General features: G+C 40.2%; 20 protein-coding genes. 7 read left to right on the forward strand and 13 right to left on the reverse strand.

Annotated features, from left to right (window positions below):
- Positions 1-1644 (forward strand): T9SS type A sorting domain-containing protein (locus BP74_RS20030; protein ID WP_496377037.1); only part of this gene is annotated, 1644 nt, incomplete at its 5' end.
- 169 nt (positions 1645-1813) lie between these two features.
- On the opposite strand, the gene BP74_RS20035 is transcribed toward BP74_RS20030, so the two are convergent.
- From BP74_RS20035 to BP74_RS20045, 3 genes are all read right to left on the reverse strand, one after another.
- Positions 1814-3214, reverse strand: a complete 1401-nt coding sequence (locus BP74_RS20035) for an alpha/beta fold hydrolase (RefSeq protein ID WP_496377039.1) — start codon at positions 3212-3214, stop codon at positions 1814-1816.
- Between the two features lie 743 nt (positions 3215-3957).
- A complete protein-coding gene (locus BP74_RS20040) occupies positions 3958-4149 on the reverse strand; it encodes a hypothetical protein (RefSeq protein WP_496377041.1) in 192 nt (63 codons plus the stop codon).
- Positions 4150-4398: 249 nt separating this feature from the next.
- A complete protein-coding gene (locus tag BP74_RS20045; protein WP_496377043.1) occupies positions 4399-4884 on the reverse strand; it encodes a hypothetical protein in 486 nt (161 codons plus the stop codon).
- Between the two features lie 1817 nt (positions 4885-6701).
- On the opposite strand from BP74_RS20045, the gene BP74_RS20050 reads away from it, so the two are divergent.
- Positions 6702-7172 (forward strand): response regulator, encoded by a 471-nt coding sequence (locus BP74_RS20050; protein WP_496377045.1) that lies wholly within the window; start codon positions 6702-6704, stop codon positions 7170-7172.
- Between the two features lie 889 nt (positions 7173-8061).
- Complete coding sequence (locus tag BP74_RS20055) at positions 8062-8688, forward strand: hypothetical protein (RefSeq protein ID WP_496377047.1); 627 nt, start codon at positions 8062-8064, stop codon at positions 8686-8688.
- A gap of 79 nt (positions 8689-8767) precedes the next feature.
- On the opposite strand, the gene BP74_RS20060 is transcribed toward BP74_RS20055, so the two are convergent.
- Genes BP74_RS20060 through BP74_RS20075 form a run of 4 tightly spaced genes read right to left on the reverse strand, consistent with a single transcriptional unit; the run spans position 8768 to position 10380 of the window.
- Positions 8768-8950 carry a hypothetical protein gene (locus tag BP74_RS20060; protein WP_496377049.1) on the reverse strand — a complete coding sequence of 61 codons (183 nt, stop codon included), beginning with the start codon at positions 8948-8950 and terminating at the stop codon, positions 8768-8770.
- Positions 8951-8953: 3 nt separating this feature from the next.
- Positions 8954-9160: a hypothetical protein gene (locus tag BP74_RS20065; protein ID WP_496377051.1), complete on the reverse strand. Its 207-nt coding sequence runs from the start codon at positions 9158-9160 to the stop codon at positions 8954-8956.
- The gene (locus BP74_RS20070) at positions 9147-9608 is read right to left on the reverse strand and encodes a DUF5675 family protein (RefSeq protein WP_496377053.1); all 462 of its coding nucleotides are present in this window, start codon (positions 9606-9608) and stop codon (positions 9147-9149) included. Before BP74_RS20070 ends, BP74_RS20065 begins: the two co-directional genes overlap by 14 nt.
- 16 nt (positions 9609-9624) lie before the next feature.
- Entirely contained in the window at positions 9625-10380 is a 756-nt protein-coding gene (locus tag BP74_RS20075) for a hypothetical protein (protein ID WP_496377055.1), read from the reverse strand.
- A gap of 149 nt (positions 10381-10529) precedes the next feature.
- Here BP74_RS20075 and BP74_RS20080 point away from each other — a divergent pair, with 149 nt between their 5' ends.
- Positions 10530-10733 (forward strand): hypothetical protein, encoded by a 204-nt coding sequence (locus BP74_RS20080; RefSeq protein WP_496377057.1) that lies wholly within the window; start codon positions 10530-10532, stop codon positions 10731-10733.
- 542 nt (positions 10734-11275) lie between these two features.
- Here the strand turns inward: BP74_RS20080 and BP74_RS20085 are convergent.
- Positions 11276-12175, reverse strand: coding sequence for a hypothetical protein (locus tag BP74_RS20085; RefSeq protein WP_496377059.1), 900 nt, complete (start codon positions 12173-12175; stop codon positions 11276-11278).
- Positions 12176-12529: 354 nt separating this feature from the next.
- Here BP74_RS20085 and BP74_RS20090 point away from each other — a divergent pair, with 354 nt between their 5' ends.
- A complete protein-coding gene (locus BP74_RS20090) occupies positions 12530-13456 on the forward strand; it encodes a bifunctional helix-turn-helix transcriptional regulator/GNAT family N-acetyltransferase (protein WP_496377061.1) in 927 nt (308 codons plus the stop codon).
- Between the two features lie 3 nt (positions 13457-13459).
- On the forward strand, positions 13460-13870 hold the full coding sequence (locus BP74_RS20095) for a DUF2000 family protein (protein WP_496377063.1): 411 nt from the start codon (positions 13460-13462) through the stop codon (positions 13868-13870).
- Positions 13871-14028: 158 nt separating this feature from the next.
- Here the strand turns inward: BP74_RS20095 and BP74_RS20100 are convergent, their stop codons facing one another.
- The 5 genes from BP74_RS20100 to BP74_RS20120 all read right to left on the reverse strand — a co-directional run bounded on the left by BP74_RS20100 (position 14029) and on the right by BP74_RS20120 (position 20973).
- The gene (locus BP74_RS20100) at positions 14029-14337 is read right to left on the reverse strand and encodes a YdhR family protein (RefSeq protein ID WP_496377065.1); all 309 of its coding nucleotides are present in this window, start codon (positions 14335-14337) and stop codon (positions 14029-14031) included.
- Between the two features lie 316 nt (positions 14338-14653).
- Complete coding sequence (locus tag BP74_RS20105; RefSeq protein ID WP_496377067.1) at positions 14654-15019, reverse strand: VOC family protein; 366 nt, start codon at positions 15017-15019, stop codon at positions 14654-14656.
- A gap of 434 nt (positions 15020-15453) precedes the next feature.
- Positions 15454-16041, reverse strand: coding sequence for a hypothetical protein (locus BP74_RS20110; RefSeq protein ID WP_496377069.1), 588 nt, complete (start codon positions 16039-16041; stop codon positions 15454-15456).
- A 261-nt stretch (positions 16042-16302) separates the two neighbouring features.
- Complete coding sequence (locus BP74_RS20115; protein ID WP_496377071.1) at positions 16303-17838, reverse strand: M20/M25/M40 family metallo-hydrolase; 1536 nt, start codon at positions 17836-17838, stop codon at positions 16303-16305.
- 312 nt (positions 17839-18150) lie between these two features.
- Positions 18151-20973 (reverse strand): PAS domain-containing protein, encoded by a 2823-nt coding sequence (locus BP74_RS20120; RefSeq protein WP_496377073.1) that lies wholly within the window; start codon positions 20971-20973, stop codon positions 18151-18153.
- Between the two features lie 317 nt (positions 20974-21290).
- On the opposite strand from BP74_RS20120, the gene BP74_RS20125 reads away from it, so the two are divergent.
- On the forward strand, positions 21291-22064 hold the full coding sequence (locus BP74_RS20125) for a DNA-formamidopyrimidine glycosylase family protein (protein WP_496377075.1): 774 nt from the start codon (positions 21291-21293) through the stop codon (positions 22062-22064).
- Positions 22065-22207: the final 143 nt, after the last annotated feature.

Raw genomic sequence — 22207 nt, forward strand, 5'->3', positions numbered from 1 at the left:
TTTAAAGTAACCGTAGCGCCGGATCCACAGGATATTATAATCACGTGTCCTCCTACAGTCACAGTAAGTTGCTCAAAAGATGTTCCGTCTCCAAATACATCCGCTGTGACGATAACATATAGTTGCACCACGCTCACGGCAGAATTCGTGGGTGATGCCATCTCCAACCAAACCTGCGCCAACCGCTATAACATTACAAGAACATACAGGGTAAAAGAAGTTCCTTCTGTAACCTGTTCACAAATCATCACTGTCTTTGATAACTCGCCGCCGGTTATCAGTAAAGTAAGCGTCAGCTCTGCTACGCTTTGGCCTCCTAACCACAAGATGCAGACAGTAACAATGGGCTATGATGTGTTAGACAACTGTGGTGCTACCTCCAGCTTATCGGTTAGCAGCAATCAACCGATCAATGGTACCGGCGATGGCGACACTTCACCAGATTGGGTTATTACGGATGATCATCATGTGCAGCTAAGGGCAGAAAGAGGCAATAGCACCGACGGCAGGATCTATACCATAACAGTAACAGCTGCTGACGGATGTAACACTGCGAGTACGGCTACCACCACAGTTACCGTTGCCCATAATATAAACAGCCCGGTGACAGGCACTCCTTTCAAGATCGGTTCTACCGTCAATTTCTCAGGTGTATTCTGGGATAAGCCGGCAAACAAGCATACAGGGGCCTGGCTCATAAATGATAACACATCCGTCAAAGGAATAGTTACAGAACCTTCAGGCACTAAGAACGGTAAGGTAACAGGATCATATAAGTTTGGATCAACTGGAATATACCGCCTGCAGATGAATGTAACAGATCAAAACAAGGTTACTTCTTATGCCAACACCAATGAAGATCAGGAGGAGATCATCGTAATCTATGATCCTAATGGAGGATATACTTATGGCGGCGGTAATTTTGCTTCTCCCAAAGGCGCATTATTGTCAAATCCTTCGGCTACTGGAAAAGTAACCTATGGATTTACGGTGAACTATTATAAGGGTGCTACTATGCCAAAAGGGGAAACTCATTTCAATTTTAACATTGGAGGATTCCAGTATGATGCGCTGAACTTCGATTACCTCTCTGTGGCCGGATACAAGGCAGTCTTTAAAGGATCCGGAAAGATCATAGGAGGACAAAGTGGTGTGAACTTCATTATGTATGTGATAGATGGAGCACTGGATGGATCAGGAGTGGATAAGGTAAGGCTGAAAATATATAACAAGAACACAAACCAGGTGTACTATGACAATGAACCCGGTAAGAGTGATGCTGCCAATCCGACTACTGTTGTAGGTTCAAACAGTTCTGTTGTAATTGGAGGCACTATTGCAACTCCGGCACTGACAAAGGCAGCTCCAATGCAGGTACAATCAACGGAGCAACAAACGCTGAATCTCACTGTAGGTCCTAATCCAACCACTTCCAGCTTTAATGTGAATATATTGGGAAGCAATAAGATGGACAGGGCTACGCTTCAGGTATTTGATCAGTATGGAAGAATGTTAGAAACTCAAAAAATCTATCCGGGTACAACATTGAACATTGGCGCCATGTACCGGCCAGGAACATACTACATCAGGATACTCCAGGGTAAACAACACAGGGAAGCAAAACCGATCAAAATATTGGATTAAAAACAAAAGAACCCACTTTAATAAAAACCCTGCTATTTGCGGGGTTTTATTTTTCGTTTATATGGACTACATAAAGCTCACATTCCTCTTGTCGTTTTGCTTTCAATTACTTTTAGTTTGATTTATAATTCCTTGTCGACTGGACTGATATTCTTAGGCAATTAGAATATTACATATGATCCAGGTTGTGGTTACTATTCCGATCGTTGCAATTATGATTCAAAAATTTCCTGATAGTTTGCAGCGTCCAGTCTGTGTTAAGTGTAATCATATGATGCCCCATATTTGCTGCTTTTATAAGAACCGTTTGCGGTGGCAATTTTGGGATAGCATATTTTTCCTGGTATAGGGGTCCAAGTATACTGCATTCCCCACTCATTAACATCAAATCTCCATGATATGCGGTAATCCCATTGGTAAAATCATAGTGCAAGGAACTGGGATCATCCATTATTGGTTTTATAATCGCATTATATACGGCATATCCCATACGTTTAAATATTCCGGGAGGTAAGTCTTGCCCTTCGCAATTGTAAGGAGGGCCAGGCAGGTTCTTGCCGGCTAATTTTGTTCCAATGTATTCGTAACCTTCCTGGCCATCTTCTTTAAGCACAAAAGGGTAATAACTCATGCTTTTAGCTATCTGCCAGGTAGATGCCATATTAGACATCATGCCTTTAGTTTTTTCCACCCATTCCTTTACAGGGGCGCCGGGATAAAGAATAAAAGGCTCAACAATCACCGCCTGCGAAACCATTTCGGGATACATGGACAAATACCCGACAACCAAAGTAGCTCCCCATGAATGCCCTATGAGTTTTACTTTTTTACCCTTGGAAAAATGCTCCACTATAGAATGCAGGTCATCTAAGTTTTGCTCTATTGTAAGAAATTTTTTATCTACCCGTGGTGATAAGCCGGTGCCCCTCTGGTCATAAAATATAACCTGGTAATCATTCGATAGTCGCTGTAATGGCTTCAAATATTCGTAATCAAGCCCAGGGCCACCGTGTACGACAATAAGCGGTGTAGAATCTTTAGCACCATAAATTTCCATATGGTACTTATAATTATTGATCTCAACAGAGGGGAGTGATGAATCAAATTGTACAGTTCTTGGAACATGTAAGTGAATAGTCAATAGCAATACTTGAAAAACAGAGAGTAACAATAAGCAAGTAACAATGGTATACCGGGTTTTTGAAGTTCCGGTATGGATTTCTTTTCTGCCATAGGCTTTGTATGTCAAAAAGGTTCCAACAGCAAAGAAAATCCCCAGTCCAAGGTTTGTAGTAATATTTTGTGGTGCTTGCGGTGCCTCCGGAACAAACATTCTGTATAAGCCACCAAGAATACAAAACCAGCCAGTAAGTGTAATCAATACGGCCCAGCTGCGCCAATGGTTGTGAACTTGAATAATGGAAAGGCCAGCAACGAATAATAAACTTCCATCAAGAAAAGTAACAGGAGCAATATTTAAAGCCCAGATATGAAAATTCATCGCTTCAGCTAAAGCGAGAACCATAATAGTCGGGCCAACCAATCCGGCAATTTTCTTAGAATTGGTCATTTTAATATTTCATTTATTGGCAAGAACTACATCACAAGAAATGAACTTTATTAATAATAAATAATGATGGTTGTCAGTAAAAAAGATGATTCTTAACTCGGTTGGTATCGCGCTTATTGGGAGGACAAGTGAATCATTAATTTTAAAATTCTCCCTGCTTTTCTTCTAAAGCGAGTCTCGCTTGCCAGTAGAGCAAGCTGACTCGCGGCATCGTGTTACTTATTCCCAATTCTTCTCCACATAACTATGGATAGCCTCTATCAATTGTCTTTCAGTAGACTTATTAGGAATATTGCCCTCTATTAGCACATAATCGGGCCTCCTCCTTCTCAGGCCCTTATTTCTAAATAAAGGCCTATTCGATGAAAAGGTAACAGATCCATTCCTGGCAATTACCTTAAACTGCTCCTCCCTCTTGTTCAATACAACATACTCAACCAGGTAATGCGCATCCCTAAACCCGGTCCGGAATGTGATCCAGAATTGCATAAACAAAGCTACTAACTATATTAGCAATTACTGTAATTATAAATTCAAATACACGCTGTCCTACAATTTACCGGAGTTGCCTCTAAAGGCCCTATCCCACTATGACTGAATAATTTTTCAAGCGCAAGTAGGAATACCAGATCCATTGATTAACTTTGTAATACAAAGTACTTTCCAAATATTTCAAAACTCATAGTTGTGAAGATCTCTAGAACAAAATTTGTCACCATCTTTCTCGTTTCGGCATTTGCCTTTCAGGTTATTACTAATTTAATTTTGAGACCCATAAACGGGGATTGGTTCCCGGGAACTAACTCTCCAATAGCCTGGAAACGTACTTTAGCGGCCATTATATATCCTCTCAAAATTGTATTGGTAGGACCCCTGGCACCGATATTCAACGATCCGGACCCCGCACCCCCAATACGGGCTCTAGCCTGCGCCATATACTGGACTTGCTTAGCCTTAGTTCTCTACTATTTGATAAGATTAATTACTACCCGTAAAAAAGTATAATTTTTATCAGGAATTATTCCAGGCCGCCATACATAACGGAAAAAGGATTGCCGAAGTAGCGGAAGTCTGTGTTGATGCCGCTTGGCTTACCTATTGTCGTTCAATATTGTTTTGTAATTGAATGTAGCACTTGAGCCGCTATTTTGGCAAACCTTTGTTATGCGCATTGGGTAGATGCCCTACTGGCTATTTTGAGCCTTTCCTTTAAAAGCAAGTAGCGCCATGTACTTGTCTTTGAATTTTCCAACGGAAACATAAACTTCAATTCGCTCTGATTTAAAAGCTAAAGGAACCTCCTGATCCTCAGAAAATGAAAGACTCACGACTTCTCTTGTAAACTGGGGTCCAAGAATGCTTTGAAGCTGCTTATCCAATTGAATAATTTTGCGTCTTGTAGTTGAACTATCACCTTGTTCTTGAATGACCGAAGAATAAATAAAAACTGTGTCGCCCCAAATGTGTAGTTCGTCAATGCCGTCATAGATACCTGGTTCGACAGATATTCTCTTCGGAATACCGGACAGCTTTTGCTCGCCAATAAAGCCCTTGAAATTATCTGAGTATTCTTTTATTACTCTTTCAATCCGTGTCTTTGAAATGGTGTTGTCCTGCCCGTAAGCAAATGAAGCAAAGAAGAAAGCGGCTGAAAGAATTATCGTTCGCATAGTTTGGTTGCTGTGTTGCGCATAACACGCTAATTTACGCGACTACTTTATTTAATGCAATCTGGTTCAAAAATGATCTTACTACAAGAGTATCAGGAGGATGCAATTGCGTTTTTTATGTTTTCAGATTAGCATAAGCCCATCATTTATGTCAATCCGGAAATATTAAAAACGCAAGTCAATTCCTCCAGGTTTCGTTAGCTCTTTTGTAAAATTATCTCATGTGTTATAATCTATCCAGCCACTGGCCTCAGGTCACATGCCGACGCACGATGGCTTTCGCTGTTGTCACCTTCGGCCAAACACAGCAGCAACTGCAAGTTCACTACATCGCTCATGATACAATCGCAAAAATGAGGTTTCAACCGCCCAAAGCAATTGACAATAAACAATGGAAAATATTCAATTCCATTCGCTCTTCCGTTCATTGCAGTAGCTGCTCTCCTCCCACCGCACCCTGCTAATAAGCCTTAATCATACTAAATTAAATTTCATCCTTAGGTAAGGGTTTTAATAAAAAGATTCTCCGAATTCAAGCCCTTTGAAATTCAATATTCCCCTTGTCCGCCGAAGCCTTGGCGAAGGTGGATTGTTCATCTATTTGCAATTCCCTCGTCCCATTTGTCCCTATTGTCTCTCCACTTAATCCTTCAAGAGACCTTTTCAATTAAACATTCTCCCCTCCCGTTTCCAAAAAAAACATACGTTCACCTATAACCCACCCTGCAAGGTAATAAGGTGTTCCTCATGCGTCGTCAGCAAGCGGAATGTGCCAAACCATTGCAGCAGCAGCAATAATTTCATTTATGACCTTTTATGGCATTGCTGCAGCTGCAAGTCCGCCTTTGGCGGATGCTCCGCTGCGCTACGCAGTTTGTCACACCGCTTGCAGTTCCTCCGCATTCGTCACGGCAGCTCCTGTGTCCTTCATGTCACTTCGTTCATTACACCCTCCGTTCCGCTCCATTGCACCACGTGCCCTTCCCTGCCAATGCTCACGGCCAGGCAATCGCTTTCCAGCGCACCAATCAATTCTTTATCAGGTTTTACACTTTATATGATCAAGTCAGTTCTTTGAAACATTACCGTCCCAACCCACACGCGTTTGCACTGCCCTGTCGCAGCCTGGCTTCACCCTTCCCACATCATCCTGTTAAAGGGCACTGGGTTCCACTGCGCTCCACTACGGTCTCCATTCACTTCAGTCACATTCAGTCCACCCGCTGCCTATAATTTTGCTCGCCTTGCGCCCCACTCCGGCTTCGTTCGCCTTGTGACTGCTAATTGCTCGCTACGTACCTCGCTTCGCAAAGCAGCACTAAGGCTCTCTCGCATAGTTCGGCCGCTTCCGCACCCTTCGGGAAATATAGCTCCAGCGGCCTCCTATGGAGCTGGCACTGTGCTTCATTCTTCAGCACTTTACTGCCAGCCCCTTCGTGGGGGCTCGCAGCCGCCTCCGTTCGTTCCTCTCTCCGGCGGCTTTCATGGCTCGCTACGCTGCCAGGCTTCAGCCCCGGTTACTCTCCGGGACAGCCACGCTTTTTTTAGCCGCAGGCGCTATTACCTTGCCTCAACGCAAAAATTCATTCTCCGTTATGTCTAAATCGTTTAAAATGAATTTTAATAGAATTAGGAACTTTTTCTTCCCATGTTTTTATAAAAGATCTAGCAGACAATTTGAGCTACAATATAACATGCAGAGGGAAAAGATAAAGGATGAGGTTAAGAATGAAAACTTCATTCAAAAAACTAAATGATACCTTCAAAGACTGTTACTTATATCCTATCCTATTTTTTTCCCTAATAAAAATTGATAAATGAGTTTACCTCACTTGCAATTCAACAAAATATGGTTAGCAGATGATGATTTTGATGACTGTGAAATTTTTGAAGAAGCATTAAATAAAATACTTCCGGAGACAATATTAATAACGATTCCTAATGGAGATGTATTGATGAAACGCTTACAAAATAATTTGCCTCCTGATTTTTTGTTCCTTGATATCAATATGCCTTGTAAAGACGGTATTGACTGCTTAAAGGAAATTAGAGCCATAAGAAAGCTCTCCAGGTTGCCAATAGTCATCTTTAGCAGTTCTACCCAGCCAAACCATATAGAAAATTCTTATGGATTTGGCGCAACTTTATATTATTCAAAGCCATGTAGTTTTAGCAGTCTTATTTCCGGGCTTAGTAATTTGTTTAAAATGAATTGGAACGATCCGTATACAATAACATCAGATCACTACATAAATAACAAATATGTATCTTATTCACCTCCATCATGACAATAAATGCATTTGAATTTTTCCTCCTTTTCTTATTCTAATGAATTGATCATGTAATTTAATTACCACTCATTTTGATTTGGGATTTGAAAAATCTTTGAAAGAAAATCACCACAACCAATTTAGGCGGCTAACACACATCCCATAAAATCAGGAAAGCAAGGAACTACGGCATAAACACATGACCATTCACACAGCCCATACATTTATTCCGTTCCTCCTTGCTTCCCTGGCCACGCCGCCTGTCCTTGCGGCTTTCTTTTTTTCTTTTTCCCTTTTCTTTTTTTCTTTAAAATATTTTACTTCAGTATGATTTCCTGAAATCCAAAATACCACTCTGCCTCATGAACGATCCTATGGCCGACAACCAGTAATAGGAAATATGACCCAACTATTTAAAAAATAAAATAGCCTGCCAAGATAGTACCGGCACAACACATTCGCTGCGCAGCATAAACACAAAGATCCCTTCCCACAATGCCATCATTTATACTGCCACCCTAAACCCGGTACTGGAGAGAGGCAGTCATTTTATTTTTTAATCTTAAATAGTTCTTTATGTCAGTTCCCTTTCCTTTCCCTGGTCGTCGTCGCAGGTCCTGGGTTTCTTTTTGCGTGTTTGGTTGCCTCCATGGTTCCCTTGTTTGTGTCGTGTATCGTTGCCCTGTGGTTGCCGGCATTCCTTTGCTGCATCTCGCCTGGCAGCATCGCATCGTACCAGCTCTCTAGCTGGTACGATGCAATAAATTCATTTTACTACCTATATTATTCCTGCAATGATTAAAATCATTTAAAACTTAATCGTCTTTCCTTCTTCATCCTTAAGGATAATATATAGATTTACGCCCCCTCCATCTGACCAGGACATTAAATCACCATTTCAATTTTTATGGCCGGACCCAAAGAAAACGCTAATTATATTTTTACAACATACCTTGGCATCTCTAGCATTGTCATTTCCCATGAAAACTCAAACGTCCTTTTGTTTGGTGTTTACGGAAACCAGTTAGATGGCAATTTCTACACCATTGAGATCCAGACTAATTTCCAAACCCTCTATGATCTTTTATCACTGATAGAAGATCAGTCAGAGGAAGCTATTGACGCACTTTCAAATGCAATTGCCAATCCCACAGAAGAGAACCAGGTCATCAACCTTTCAGGAAGTGAGATCCACTTTTATGAACACATCTTCGGCTTCATTGCTTTTTTTAGAGAAACCGAAGAGGGTAAGGGAAAAGTAAAGGAGGACGGACTTTACCTGCTGGCGGGCTACACAAAGAAGGATCCCATTCACGCAGATTTTAATGACCTTGAAATCCCAACCGAAGGACTGGAACTAATAGAGTATTACAATAGCCTGCTCTCCATGCAATATGCGCTGTATTTATCTGCTGTTAATCAAGTGGACAAAGTGACCTCTCTTGTCCTATCCAACCTTACAGATCCAACCATCTTTGCCCTGGCAAAAGCCCAATATGAGCTGGAACAAAAAATCAGGGACGAAAAAGAATAGCTAATAAGTGTCTATACAATAAAAAAGAGGCCGAAGCCTCTTTTTTTCCTTTCGCAGGTCACCACAACAAACGAAAGAATTATTTCCTGTATCTGCGTATAAGCATTTTCAATCCCAGTGTTACCCCAAAGCTCACTATCGCACCCAGTCCAGCTAGTACTGATGTTTTGATCAGATCAGCACTGCTGATATTAGCGAATATGGCCAGTAGCGTTCCACCTAATGTACCAGCTTTGGTAGTATTGTCAAAATAAGAATGCATACTTTATTCTCCATAAATAGCAGTTTGACTCACTGCACTGGCCACCGTACTTGCTACAGCAAGGTACCCTGCTATTTGGATCACCACTGCAGGCAGTGCCACCGGTGCCGCAACAATGGTGCTGCTTACTGCAGCCAGGATAAGACCAATGGTACGCAGCTTCTTAAAAAATGGAGGCGTAGGCGCCTGCACCCTGTTAATCAATTTCATTTCCCTCAGATTTAATTGTAAGAAAAACGGGTTCCTTTTTATCCAGGCTCTCAAAGACTATGGATTGCAATTTATTCAGTGCAATCCTGGATCTTAAACCTTTACCCTCAGCCTTTAAAATGGAAACCGGAGCAATACAGCCTTTCAATTCCTTTTCTGCATCATTGGCAGCATGTATCAATATCAACGACCGCTTTGGTACATCCCTCACATGCATATGCCAGCCATGATGCTCACTGAACCGCTTTGAAATCTCATACCTTCCTTCCGGTATACATGACAACCTTGGCTTATTATTCTTCCAGGGAAGTTCGATGGTAAAGCAGATCCGCTCTCCATTCAGGTAAAGCTCTCCATTTGTCCCACAAGGAAAATACGACCGTATCAGCTCCAGTTCCATTTTGATCTTTGTATTAGGATAGTTGAAACTCAGGATAGCCTTTTTCAAGGGCTATCCTAAAGGATTAAAGACCACTCACTTTCACCAGTGACAGGGAGTTAAAGGCACCATTTTTCAATGGATATTTAATCCCGTTCACTTCCTGGTAAAACTGCACACCTAAAAGCACAAAAATTGGGTGCGTAGAATTGGCCGTCAAAGTGTGAGTCATTGTCACACTAGACGTGGCTGTATTATCCCATGCCATCATGCCACTGTCACCTGTTTGCTGCACAAATGTTTCACCTTCAAAATCCACTTCCACCCCTGCAGACACAATACTCAGGTGAGTAGTTCCGGAAGGAGCATTGATCTCATTAGCCGGAATAAAAGGTGCCAGCGTAATCTCTGACGTACCTGCTACGCGGTTGATTGTTGCAGTAAAAGGTGCATACAATGTTGTTCCAAGGGGAGCATTGCGGTTAAAATCAAAACCCTGGAGCAGTTCCAGCTCTCCATCCAGCACATTACGCTGTCCACGCACACTTGTTGCATCCGCCTGGATCACTTTCACCATTGCAGTGGTCAGCCGGCTGACCACTCTCCTGTCCTTACCGTTTTGTAATATGGAACGAATACCACTTCTTAAAAGCTTACTGGCTTTACCAGCCCTCCCAAATTCAGCGCCATTCTCCCTGGTCCTTTGGAAAGCTGCATCTGTCTTAATGCGGCTACCATCCACACCACCTTTCTGACGGGCCATATGCCCATCCACTGATTTATAAAATGAGATACCACCTATGGTACCTTTTAGGGTCACGACCCCCGTCTGTCTTGCCATGATCTTTTGATTTAAGTAAAAAATAAAAACGCTGCAAAAACACCTCAGTCACTTTTAGAGCTCTAATACTTTTTTATTTTTGCACTCTCACCACAAGATTACTCAGCTCAACAAACCATTCAAAGTCACCTTTCCAAACTTGCCGGATTATGCAGGAATTTGTCACTCATCGCATAGTCGTTTATGCAAAAGATGTAACAAACATCACCGGCCTTTCCCCAAGGACCGCCTGGAGCATGCTTGCAAAAATTCGAAAGCATTACAACAAGCAAAAAGACCAGTTCGTCACCCTGGATGAATTCTGCGAATACACAGGAATAAAAAAAGAACACGTGAAAATCTATTTCAAGTAGAAGAGATAGAACGATTGCTATTCTGTACTTATACTATATAGATGAAGGCAGGATAAAGCCTAGATAAAGTATAAATAAGATACAATTCAATTTTATCAGGAAGATTACCGTAAAACAACAGGATAATTCTATTTATACTTTACCGCTGGTAGTACTAAAAGAGAAAATTTATTATGTCCTTATTTAGGCAACTTTATACAGTTATTTTGTAAATTTGATATAGCATTTTAGCTCTTTTATATCAAAGTGATGTAAGTTGTCAAATTCGGTTCCCACCTAGGTTACCTGGCAAGAATCAAGAAATGAAATCATTGCTTATCAAGCACTTTTAATAATTTTTATCGGTCCCGTCCGGTCCGCAAAAAGTTAAACAACAAAGTTCAAAGCCGCTTGAAATGCATGATTTTCAGCGGCTTTTTTCTTTTCTTATTTTGAATCCTGAAATAGAGTTGATCGAGTCTTAAACCCGGTGGCCACAGAAAAACATAAATAGGCGGCCATCTTTCCTTTGAGTTTTTCCTATTCACCTGCACTCCTGACTGTCACTTTTGCACCATTACCTTATGCGTATTTTCTAAACCACTAATCCAATTTTGCACTGTTTGATGGCAGCCTTTATCCAGCAATTTGGCAATTTCTTTATAGTCAAATTTTTGCCGTGATGACTTGGGAAATAATCTTTCGAAAGTTGGAATAAACCTGGTTCCATAACAACTATACAAATCCTTTGCTAAGAAGAAGATATTGCTGTGATACCATAAATAATTCTTTATTCCCACACTTTCGTAAATGGTGTTAAAATCTACAATAGATCTATGCATCGGTTGATACTCCTTGCTATCAGTAGCACTGAATACCTCCATAGACTTTAATACATCGGGTTGAATATTTTTGAAATACTGGTAGGAAAAATAGGTAGCTATTAGTTCATTACTCCATTTGTCTGGCCCTTTTGTTTTGGAAATTTTATCAAAAAAATAGTGACCAACTTCATGAATGCAGTAGACGGCATACACATCTTGAATTACTTTTTCTGGTGTTATTTTATTGCCGCGGAAAGAACTGTCAAGCTTTGAGGCAAATTCCGATAATCCATAAACGGATTTAAAGCTTTCATATTTCATTCCGGTATTCATTACCATCCACCCCTCGTCATAAAAAACAAATCCATAAGGCAGCAATTCTGTTAACCAGTGTAAAGAATCCAGAACAGCCAGTTTTATATGAAGCTTTTTACCATACTGCTTTTCATAATAATTACTTGCAGAAGCAACTAATTTCTGTAAGCGCAGTGCAACCTGCTTACAATTGGGAGAATAATAGGTGAAAACTTTTCCGCTAAGTGAATCGTTATTTTTCGACCTGATTAATGAATCCAGATTTTGACTTTTACCTTTCATTATACTTAAGCCAAAAAATAAAAAGAGGAAAATTCTTTTCATAATTATTGATTTATTCAATCCATAGTGTATCCCAGAAATAAGTATTAGTGCTAATCTTCAGACCCTTCTGCTTCTCGGATGTTTAAGTTATTTTAGCCGGTGTTGTTGCTGTTTAAAGATATAGTGATGAGCTTATATTCCAAAGCATAGCCAGACGCCTTTCTATTACCATTTTCAAAAGACTCTCTCATCACCATCTATTCCTCCCCACTGGGCTTTCCTAAACCTGCTTATGCATTTGTCTAACTTATCAACTCTTACCTACCCAATACCAGGTTGATAAAAAAATATAAATTTGCGTAATCAGTTACGTAAATAGGAACATATATGGACTTTTTCAATCAAACAGGAAAAATGGCAATCGGAACACGGCTCCGATTGCTGACCGATAAAATAACAGTTGATGCTGCAAGCATTTACAAACTCTACAACATAGAATTGCAACCCAAATGGTTCCCGGTTTTCCATGCATTAAAACAAGGGAATTTTACCATTACGGAGATAGCCCAACGAATCGGGCATTCGCATCCTTCTGTGAGTAAGATAGTAAGTGAAATGGCCAAAAGCGGTCTAATCATAGAAAAGAAAGACAAGGAAGATGGTCGGAAAAATGTGGTAAGCCTGTCTAAAAGGGGCAAGGAATTATCAGAAAAAATAAAAGACCAGTACGCAGACGTAACAGCAGCAGTAGAAGCTATATCAGGGAAAGCACATCACGACCTTTGGCGGGCTATCGAAGAATGGGAATACCTGCTCAACCAAAAAAGTCTGCTTCAATACGTTCAGGAACAAAAGAAGCAACGTGAAAGCATGAAAGTTAAGATTGTACCCTATAAGCCAATCTATGCGGATGCTTTTAGAAAATTCAATGAAGAATGGATTACTACCTATTTCAAAATGGAGCAGGCGGATTTAAAAGCTTTAGACCATCCTAAAGAATACATTTTAGATAAAGGTGGTCAAATACTGGTGGCCCTATACGAAAATGAACCTGTAGGTGTTTGTGCTTTAATTAAAATGGATGACCCGGATTATGATTTTGAACTGGCAAAAATGGCGGTTTCTCCCAAAGCACAAGGCAAAAATATAGGATGGCTATTAGGCGAGGCAATTATTGAAAAAGCGAAATCATTAGGGGGTAAAAAACTTTACCTGGAAAGCAATACAATACTCAAACCGGCCATTAACCTTTATTTCAAATTAGGGTTTATAAAAATTACGGGTCGCACCACTCCCTATGAGCGCTGTAACATCCAAATGGAGTTAAACTTAAATGATTAAAGTATGTACGATAAAAAAGTAGCAATTGTACTTCAGGACGATCTGTTGACCTGGCAGAAGCTGAATGTCGTTTCCTTCCTGGCGGGCAGTATAGCAATCAGCTTTCCTGAAACCCATGGCGAAGCATTTATTACAGCTGACAACGTAAGCTTCTTACCATTTATAAAACATCCGGTGCTTATTTATAAAGCTGAAACTAAAGAAAAATTGAATCGGGCATTTGTCCGTTCGAGAGATCGGGAACTTGCCATTGGCATTTATACCAAAACGTTGTTCGATACCCGTTCCGGTGAAGAAAATATACGCGAGATAGCCAGCATAAACGTAGGTAACCTGGATTTAGTGGGCATCATCGTCTATGGTGTAAACAAAAAAGTAGACAAGGCATTAGACGGTTTAAAGTTTCACGAATAGAAAAAGCAGGCCAGGTTTACAGCCTGATAATAACAAATATTTTCTTTAGTAGATAGTGACACTTCTATTTTCATTCACCCAAAAATCTGTCAACCTTCTTCCTCAGAGTCCCGATTGCATACCAGAATTGTTCTGGCAAAATAAAATAAACCTACTTTCTATTTCAGTCCCCGTGTAATTATTGAAGCATTTTGATTTACCTCAAAGTCAACCGAAGTAACGTTTTTTACGAATGGTCGGCTAACAACACCTTTCACAAGGTCAGAATGCATAAAGTCATTCATAGCAGTCTTGTTTTCCCACAAATAAAAACCCCCAAAAGTATTTTTCTCTACATCTGTCAACCAGATTTTAGAAATAAGACCTTGCACTTTAGCTAAAACCGGTGCATCGGGCTCTACCATTTGCTTAAGATATTCTGCCTGGGAAATATCTTTTAACTGATAAGTGATTAATTGTGCTTGCATTATTCAATGATTTAGGATTGCTAATGGATTTGTACAACTCAATTAAATAGCAAAAGTAGTAAGTAGCTATGATTAATTGCTTCGTTTGGATTCACCTGAATGCTCATATGTATGAGCTTAATTTAGTGCTGATAAAAACAAGATCTGAAAGACAAAGCACAGCTTTAAAATATTATCGAAGTGTAATTGGCGCAATGAAGTTTATTAATGTATGCTGAGTGTCATGTTATTCGTTAGCCTGTTTTCCTTATGGAAAGCCGGCATCTGCAACAACTTAAAAATGAGGTATTTGCTATTATCAATAATCTGAATGACACTACTCAATCTCCTCCATGATAAAAATGGCATTCTTATTCAAATCAAAAAAGCCGAACTCATTTGTATTCCAGGGTGTGCAAGCTTTGAAAGCATTTCCCGCAACTGTCCCCCGTTGAACCAATTCGTCGAAAAGCGGCTTTATATTTTTGACTTCAATTCGGATAACCGAACCGCCCAGCAAGGGATCATTCTCTGAATTGGCATGCCACTGCAAGTGTATACAGATATTTTCACGGTAAAGAACCGCATACATGTCATCTGAATAAGTTGTATCAAAACCCGCTTTTTCATTGTACCATGCTATATCTCTCGAAATGTCAGCCGATGGAAGAACAGGGATAATACCCAGAATTTCTGAATTCATTTCATACTGATATTATTGTCAGGCAAAAATATTCTTTGTACCTGAATAGCAATAAATTGCATTTACTTCAGCTGAATCTCTTGTTTTCTTTTTTTTAAGGTGAAGACCAGGCTCAAAATCATTAGCCCAAAAGCAACTCCTTTTATAAAGCCATCCATAATATCTGTTAAAGCAATGTATCGTTTAAGAATAAAGCTCACACTCATTAACAAAACCCCAATTATAAACAGTGTTAAGTTTTTTCCTTTCATCTTATATGTAAATTATTAGCTCCAAAATAATAATTATCTGCCCTAATCTTTCAGCTAACAGTCAAGTGTTTCGGATCGGTGTATACAAACACACGACTTAGCACATTGCGGTCAGCCAGTCAAATCAATCCAGTGGATTGCTAAGCGCATGTAAACAGTTCATAAGCATGAATGACTTCCGCATTATCTTTTTGGAATTGCAATGGTAAAGGAAAGCCCAATTGCATTGGCTGAATATTGGTGTTTATCATGGTCTTTGTAGGTTATAGCCGTGTAGGTAAGTCCTATCCCGCTATAAGCCACCTCAAATGTTGGACCTGTTGCACCTTCAAAACTCATGTCTTGTCCAATGCCATCAGTTTTGAAGCGGATCGCCTGGTGCGTAGCTATGCCCGCACCAAAACGCAGTTTCTTTGTTGCCATCCAATTGGCAGTGAAATGAATAGGCACCCGGGTTAAACGGATATGTACATTATCAGCCTTGGTGGTTACATATTTATATCCCACTGTAGCGTGGAATAGCAAGCTCTCTACATGTGTCATCTGAAATTCTCCGCCAATGGCAATTGAACCGCCCTGGCCGGCCTTCACTGATTGTTTGTCTCCATTGGTAAAATAAACTTCAGCGACATTGTCGCCACCCATTTCAAGTGCACCCCTAATTAAAAAACGAACAGGGGACCCTTTCTTTACATTGTTTTGGGCAAAGGAATGACAAAAAGATGCGAAGAATAAAAACGAAAGCAGGCTTAGTTTTTTATAAAATTTCATAGTGTACAATAAATGGCCCCAAAAATATTTAATTAAACCATTGACCGCTCTTCAGACAAATTAAATTGAAAATTTAAACAGTTGCTATAATAATAGTAAATGTGCCAACAGCAAACAGCTTATTTGGGAAACCTGTTAAAGACAATTTCATATTATTAGAACAACCAGCTATCTCGTTACAAAAAAACCGTTATTGAGCCTTTCTGCTCAATGTCATTCTATTTGAATTGTCGGAAGAAGTGAGCCACGCAATAGTTGCAATTATTTAATCATCATTAACGATCCCATCGTTTCAATTCCTTCGAATAAATTACCGATACGAATATTTTCATTTTCGGCATGCTGGTTATTGTCATGGTTGGCGATAGGAACGGTGACGGTTTTGGCATTCAGGTATCTTTCAAATAAGAAAAGAGGAAGGGTGCCACCCATCGTTGGCTGCAATACAATTTGATCCCTGGTTGTGGTTTTAACGGCTGCAATAACTTTTTGTATAATGGGCAGATCCATTGATGTACGCTGTGCATTTGTACCCTCAGTATCGGGTATCACTTTTATAAGCTTTCCATATTTTGCCCTTTCTTCTTCTGTAGGCTCTTTATCCGTTATAAAGTAACCCTGTGCTTTTATGTGATCAATTACTTTTTGTTGCTGCCGCTTCCAATCGTTACCCAATACCAACCTTAAATCAAGCACCGCATTGGCATAGGTTGGAATTTGGTTGGAAGACAGCTTACCCACATTGCCACTTTGCATGCCATTAATATTCAATGAAGGCATATTGATAGCTTCATTTAGTTTCACTCCCTGCATTTCAGGGGCATTTATTCCCAGCTCTTTTTTCATTTGATCATCTACTGCCGGTACTTCGCCCAATGCTTTTTTTTCAAAAGGGGTTAAAGGCGTTACCTCGTCATAAAACCCTTTTATGGTCACTCTACCGTTGTCGTCTTTCATAGAAGCTAACAACTTTGCCAACATTAGTGCAGGGTTGGGAGCCCAGTTGCCGTAATGGCCGCTATGTAAAGGCCGCTTTGAAGCATACACCGTAATATCAAGATGCGTATCGCCACGAACACCAAATACAATTTGTTTTTTCCCGGATTGATGAACCGGACCGTCACAGATGATCCACAGGTCCGATTGGAATAAGGACCGGTAGTTTTCCAGTATTTCATTAAGATGCGGAGAGCCGGCTTCTTCTTCACCCTCGAAGAAAAACTTAAGATTACATTCAGGAGCTAGCCCGGTTTTTCGAATAGCATCATAAGCATTCAATATGGCATCTACACCAGCCTTGTCATCAGAAGCACTGCGGGCATAGATCCTCCATTCGTTTTGATAACTGCCGTCTGCTGGAAAGGGAATGTTCGCTCCACCTTCTTCAATGGCATTAGAAAATAATTGCGGCCGAAAAGGGTAAAGCCCTTTTGCCCATTGAGCGGGATTAACAGGCTGACCATCATAATGCGCATAAAAAATAAGGGTCTGCCTGGCGCCTGGAGTCATTACCTCGCCATAAACCGCCGGCGGTATGCCTGGTGTAGATGCTTTTAGCAGTCTTACTTTTTGAATCCCGCGTTTGCTCATCATTGTCATAATGAATGCGGCTGTCTTTTGTTGGCCTTCGGGTTCTGCAACTACATTGGGCAAAGAAAGAAGTTCCGCAAATTCATCGATAATATTCCCGGCATTTTTAGTTACGTAATTTCTAATCAGGGAAACTTCATGGGATTGCGCAGAAGCTAATTGACTGATCAAAAAATAGGAAAGTAAAAAGAAAAAGCGTATTCGCATGGAATGAAATTAGTTATATAATATAATATCTGATAGATGGTTTGTCGATAGCATGCCCTTAATATACCATCTTGCCGATGTAGTGATATTTGAATATCGTCAGCAACTTCTGCTTAATTTATTAATTTAGGTTCATTGTTTTTAATTGCCCGGCTTTATTTGGCAGATGATGCAAAGTCGATTCTTTTTCAGCACCCCGATTCCCAAAAAATACTAGGTTTTAAACATCTATGTACTTCCGTTTTGCAACAATCAATTGAAACTATACCAGTACCAATACGAATACCCTTGCGTCTTGTATAGAAAACTTTTTTATTTATCAGCAGGCAGATAAATTTCAAAAACCGAACCTTCTCCTGGCAATCCCTTTGCTATGATATGACCGTTATGATTTTCAATAACTTTTCTCACTATTGATAGGCCTACGCCCGTTCCCCTGTACTCTGCATTGCCGTGCAGGCGGGTAAAGACATTAAAAATTCTTTCTGCATCCCGTTGTTCAAAACCTATTCCATTATCTGACACCCGGATCAACCAGAATGCTTTCTCTTTTTCTTCATTAAAAATCGTTAAGGGGTTTTCCCTACCCTTCACTCTTACACAGGTTATTTCAATGACTGGTGGAATCCCAGGTTTATTATATTTAAGTGCATTGGATAGTAAATTTTGAAATACCTGCTGCAATTGCCGGTGGTGACCAGAAACAACGGGCAAATTACCCACCTTAATCTTTGCATCCTTTTGGTCTATCTCCAGGTCAAGATCATTAAGCACAAGGGTGATCAACTGATCTAGATCCACATCTTCAAAATGTTTTGGCCGCAGGCTCACCTGGGAATAGGAAAGTAAATCATCAATGAGCGAGCCCATTCGTTTGGAAGCGATTTCCATGCGATCAAAATAACTTTGTTCATTGTCTGTCAGTTTCGTTTTCAGGCTCTCTTTTAATCGGTCACTGAAAAAGTGAATTTTACGAATGGGCTCTTTTAAATCATGAGAGGCAGCGTAAGCAAATTCTTCAAGGTTTTGATTGGAACGCCGTAGTTCCTCCACCGTCCTTTCTAATTGAAGCTGTGATTCTTTAATTGGGGTTACGTCAGTAAAAATGTGAATGAGGTGATCATCGTCCATCCTGGAAATGGTCAGTTCCAGCCACCTGCCGGTAATTTCAAGAAAATATTGTATTACACCTGCTTCTCCTGTCCGCAATGTATTCAGGCACATTTGGCCATACGGCGAATCCAAAATGTCAGGATCCAATTCGGTGGCCGTTTTGGACAGGTAAATATCTTTAGGCAGCCCGGTGAATTTTACTGCGGCTTCATTGGCCATAATGGTTGTAGCATCAATGACAGATCCATTTTGATCCCGTATCATTTCAGTTACAGAAATGCCGTTTGAAGAATTGACGAGTATATTATTGAGCAGGTTTTTTTGTGACTCCAGTTCCCGGGTACGTTCTTTCACACGAACCTGTAATTCCTGTTCGCTTTCTTCTATTTTTTTCCGTGCCTCAACCTGTGCTGTTACATCTATTGCCATTGCAATGATACCGGAAATAGTGTCATCGCTTTCCCTTATGGGTTCGTACGCAAAGTTGATATACACGGTTTTGACCACACCATCCCTGGGAAGCCTAACCGGCTGTTCATTAGCTGCAAAAGCTTGTCCTGTTTCCAGCACTCTTAGCATAAGTTCTTCATATCCCTGGTCCTTAGCTTCAGGCAGTGCTTCAAAAACAGCTTTGTGCATTACCTCTTCTTCGCTTTTCCCCCAAAAACGAAACATATGATGATTGGCAAGCTCAATGATAAAATTCCGGCCCCTGAAAATGCACATGGCTACCGGCGCCTGCAAAATGATATTGCGAAGATTGGATTCGTTTTTTTCTATTAACTGCTTTGCAAGTACAAGGTCTGTCACTTCCGCTGCGGTGTTCATCACGCCATATACTTTGCCTGCTGCATCAAAAAGTGGCGTGAAATCATAGTTAAAATAATAGGTTTCCAATTTCCCATTGTGCTCGATATCTACCCGTTGGTTCCTTGCATGAAAGGGTATTCCAGTGGTAAAAACATCATCCAGTTGCTTAAATATTTCCTGGTTGTCTAACTCGGGAAGAATTTCCGTGTATCGCTTACCAATAACATCAGGCCCTTTCCCGTAAATATCAATGATTGTTTGATTGGCAAGTTCAATACGCATTTCCCTTCCAACATATACACCAATAGGGAATGGTGCACTTTCCACGAGGCTGCGTACACGTTGAGCGCTTTCTTCTACTTTACTTTTTGAATGTACCTGTTCGCTCACGTCATTGGCGAAGATGATAATGCCTATAGGCGCATCCTTTTCTTTTACATAATAAGGTTGATATACAAAATTGAAATAGACAATTTCTACTTTCCCGTTTCTCAATAAAGTAGCTGGCATTTCATAAGCATGAAAAGGCTTCTCCGTAGCAACAACCTTTTTCATCAAATCTATGAACCCCTGGCTTTCGATCTCAGGCAAAACATGCACAATAGGCTTGCCTATAATATCAAATCCTTTACCCCAGGCCTCCATTATGGGTTCATTGGCCAGCTCAATGACGAATTCTTCACCCGTCAGGATAGCAATAGCAATAGGCGCCTGCATAAACAGATTATGCGCCTGCTCTAAAAGTTTAATACGGTCTTCTCTTTGCTGCGCTTTTACCTGGTAAGTAATCTCCACTGCACTATGAATGATATACCTGACCTCCCCACTTTTATCAAGGATGGGGGTATTGCTGGTATTCCAATACCTTTCTTCATAACTTCCCTCGGAGTTGGCAACATCATACCGCTGGGTAGGCAAATGATGTATTTTTTTGTGGTTGATTACTTCAGAAAAAGAAAAGCGCAAATCATTTTCACCTGTATCGTTGGGGTCATTGGGATTAGACGGAAAGACTTCAAACAATCCTTTTCCAAGAAGCTGGTCCCTGCGTTTGCCGGTATCAATTAAGTAATTTTCGGTTACTCCCAAAATGGTGAAATGTGGAGGATCATTCAGGATCAAAACATTATTACCAGGGATCCCTTCAAAAAGGCTTATTTCACTTTCTGTAATGACATGATTTTCCTCAGCCTTTGTGGTTTGATTAAGCATTATTTAAATATGGATTGGGATAAACTGGTTTGAAAAATTAAAAATAAAAAATCATTTTTAATTAACTCCAATTGCCAGTATATTAATACCTTATGAAGCAAATTCATAAAAATTCTTACACGAGGATACAAAAAATATAGAATATGAATTAAAGGTTGCGGTTTGGCTAATTTGACATTTTACTCATACGCACATTTCCTTTAAAATGAAAACCCTCCCCTGTGAATTAAATTGTTCATAATTGGTGCAACTTATTCGCGCTATAATTAAACACAGGGAACGGCCTTTGAAACTAAAAATATGTTTGAATACTACTTATGCCCGAATTACCAGATATAGAAGTGTTTACAAGGAACCTGAAAAAGATGTTTGGCGGAAGGACCTTGTCAAAGATCAAAATTGTCAATAACAAGAATATCAGTGATTCACAAAAGGAATTGTCCAAAGCCCTGGAAGGACAAAAGCTAAAAGATGTGTACCGTTCGGGAAAAGAAATGCGCTTCCTGTTTTCCAATGGAAAGGTACTTGGTCTTCACCTGATGCTTACGGGTGACTTAATTCCTTTCCAGGAAAAGAATGACAGAAAATCAACTAAAGTGGAATTGTACTTCCAGGACGGAAACAACCTGGCACTTACCGACCGGTTTAAAGCTGCTTTCATAAAATTAAACCCGGAAGATAAAAATGGGATAGATGCGCTGGATTCTAAATTGAACTACAGGTATTTGAAAAAAGCGTTAAACAGGAAAGCGGCCATTAAAAATATACTGCTCGATCAAAATGTTATAAGGGGAATCGGCAACGCTTATTCAGATGAGATACTATGGCAAACAGGTATTTCTCCCTTTTCAAAGGCTGAGGCCATCCCCGATGAAAAAATCAGTGAACTGGCAAAAAATATCAAAAAGGTGTTGAGGAACGCAACCAACAAAATATTTAAAAACCATCCCGGCCTGGTACATGGTGAGATAAGGGATTTCCTGGATATACACACAAAGAAAAAAGATAAAAGCCCCACAGGTGCACCAATTAAAATTGCTGAAAGGGGAATGTTGAATACCTATTATACAGATGAACAGGTTTTATACTAATTAAGTAACCAGGCAACCTACGCAATAGAATTTGTTCTCCTTGTAAAATTCATTTACAGGTAAACATATCTACCATATAATTCACGAAATAGACTAAATCATTTCATCTATCGCGTAACCTCCTGGTCTCTACTTTCATTCTG

The organism is Flavisolibacter ginsengiterrae DSM 18136, assembly GCF_059568575.1.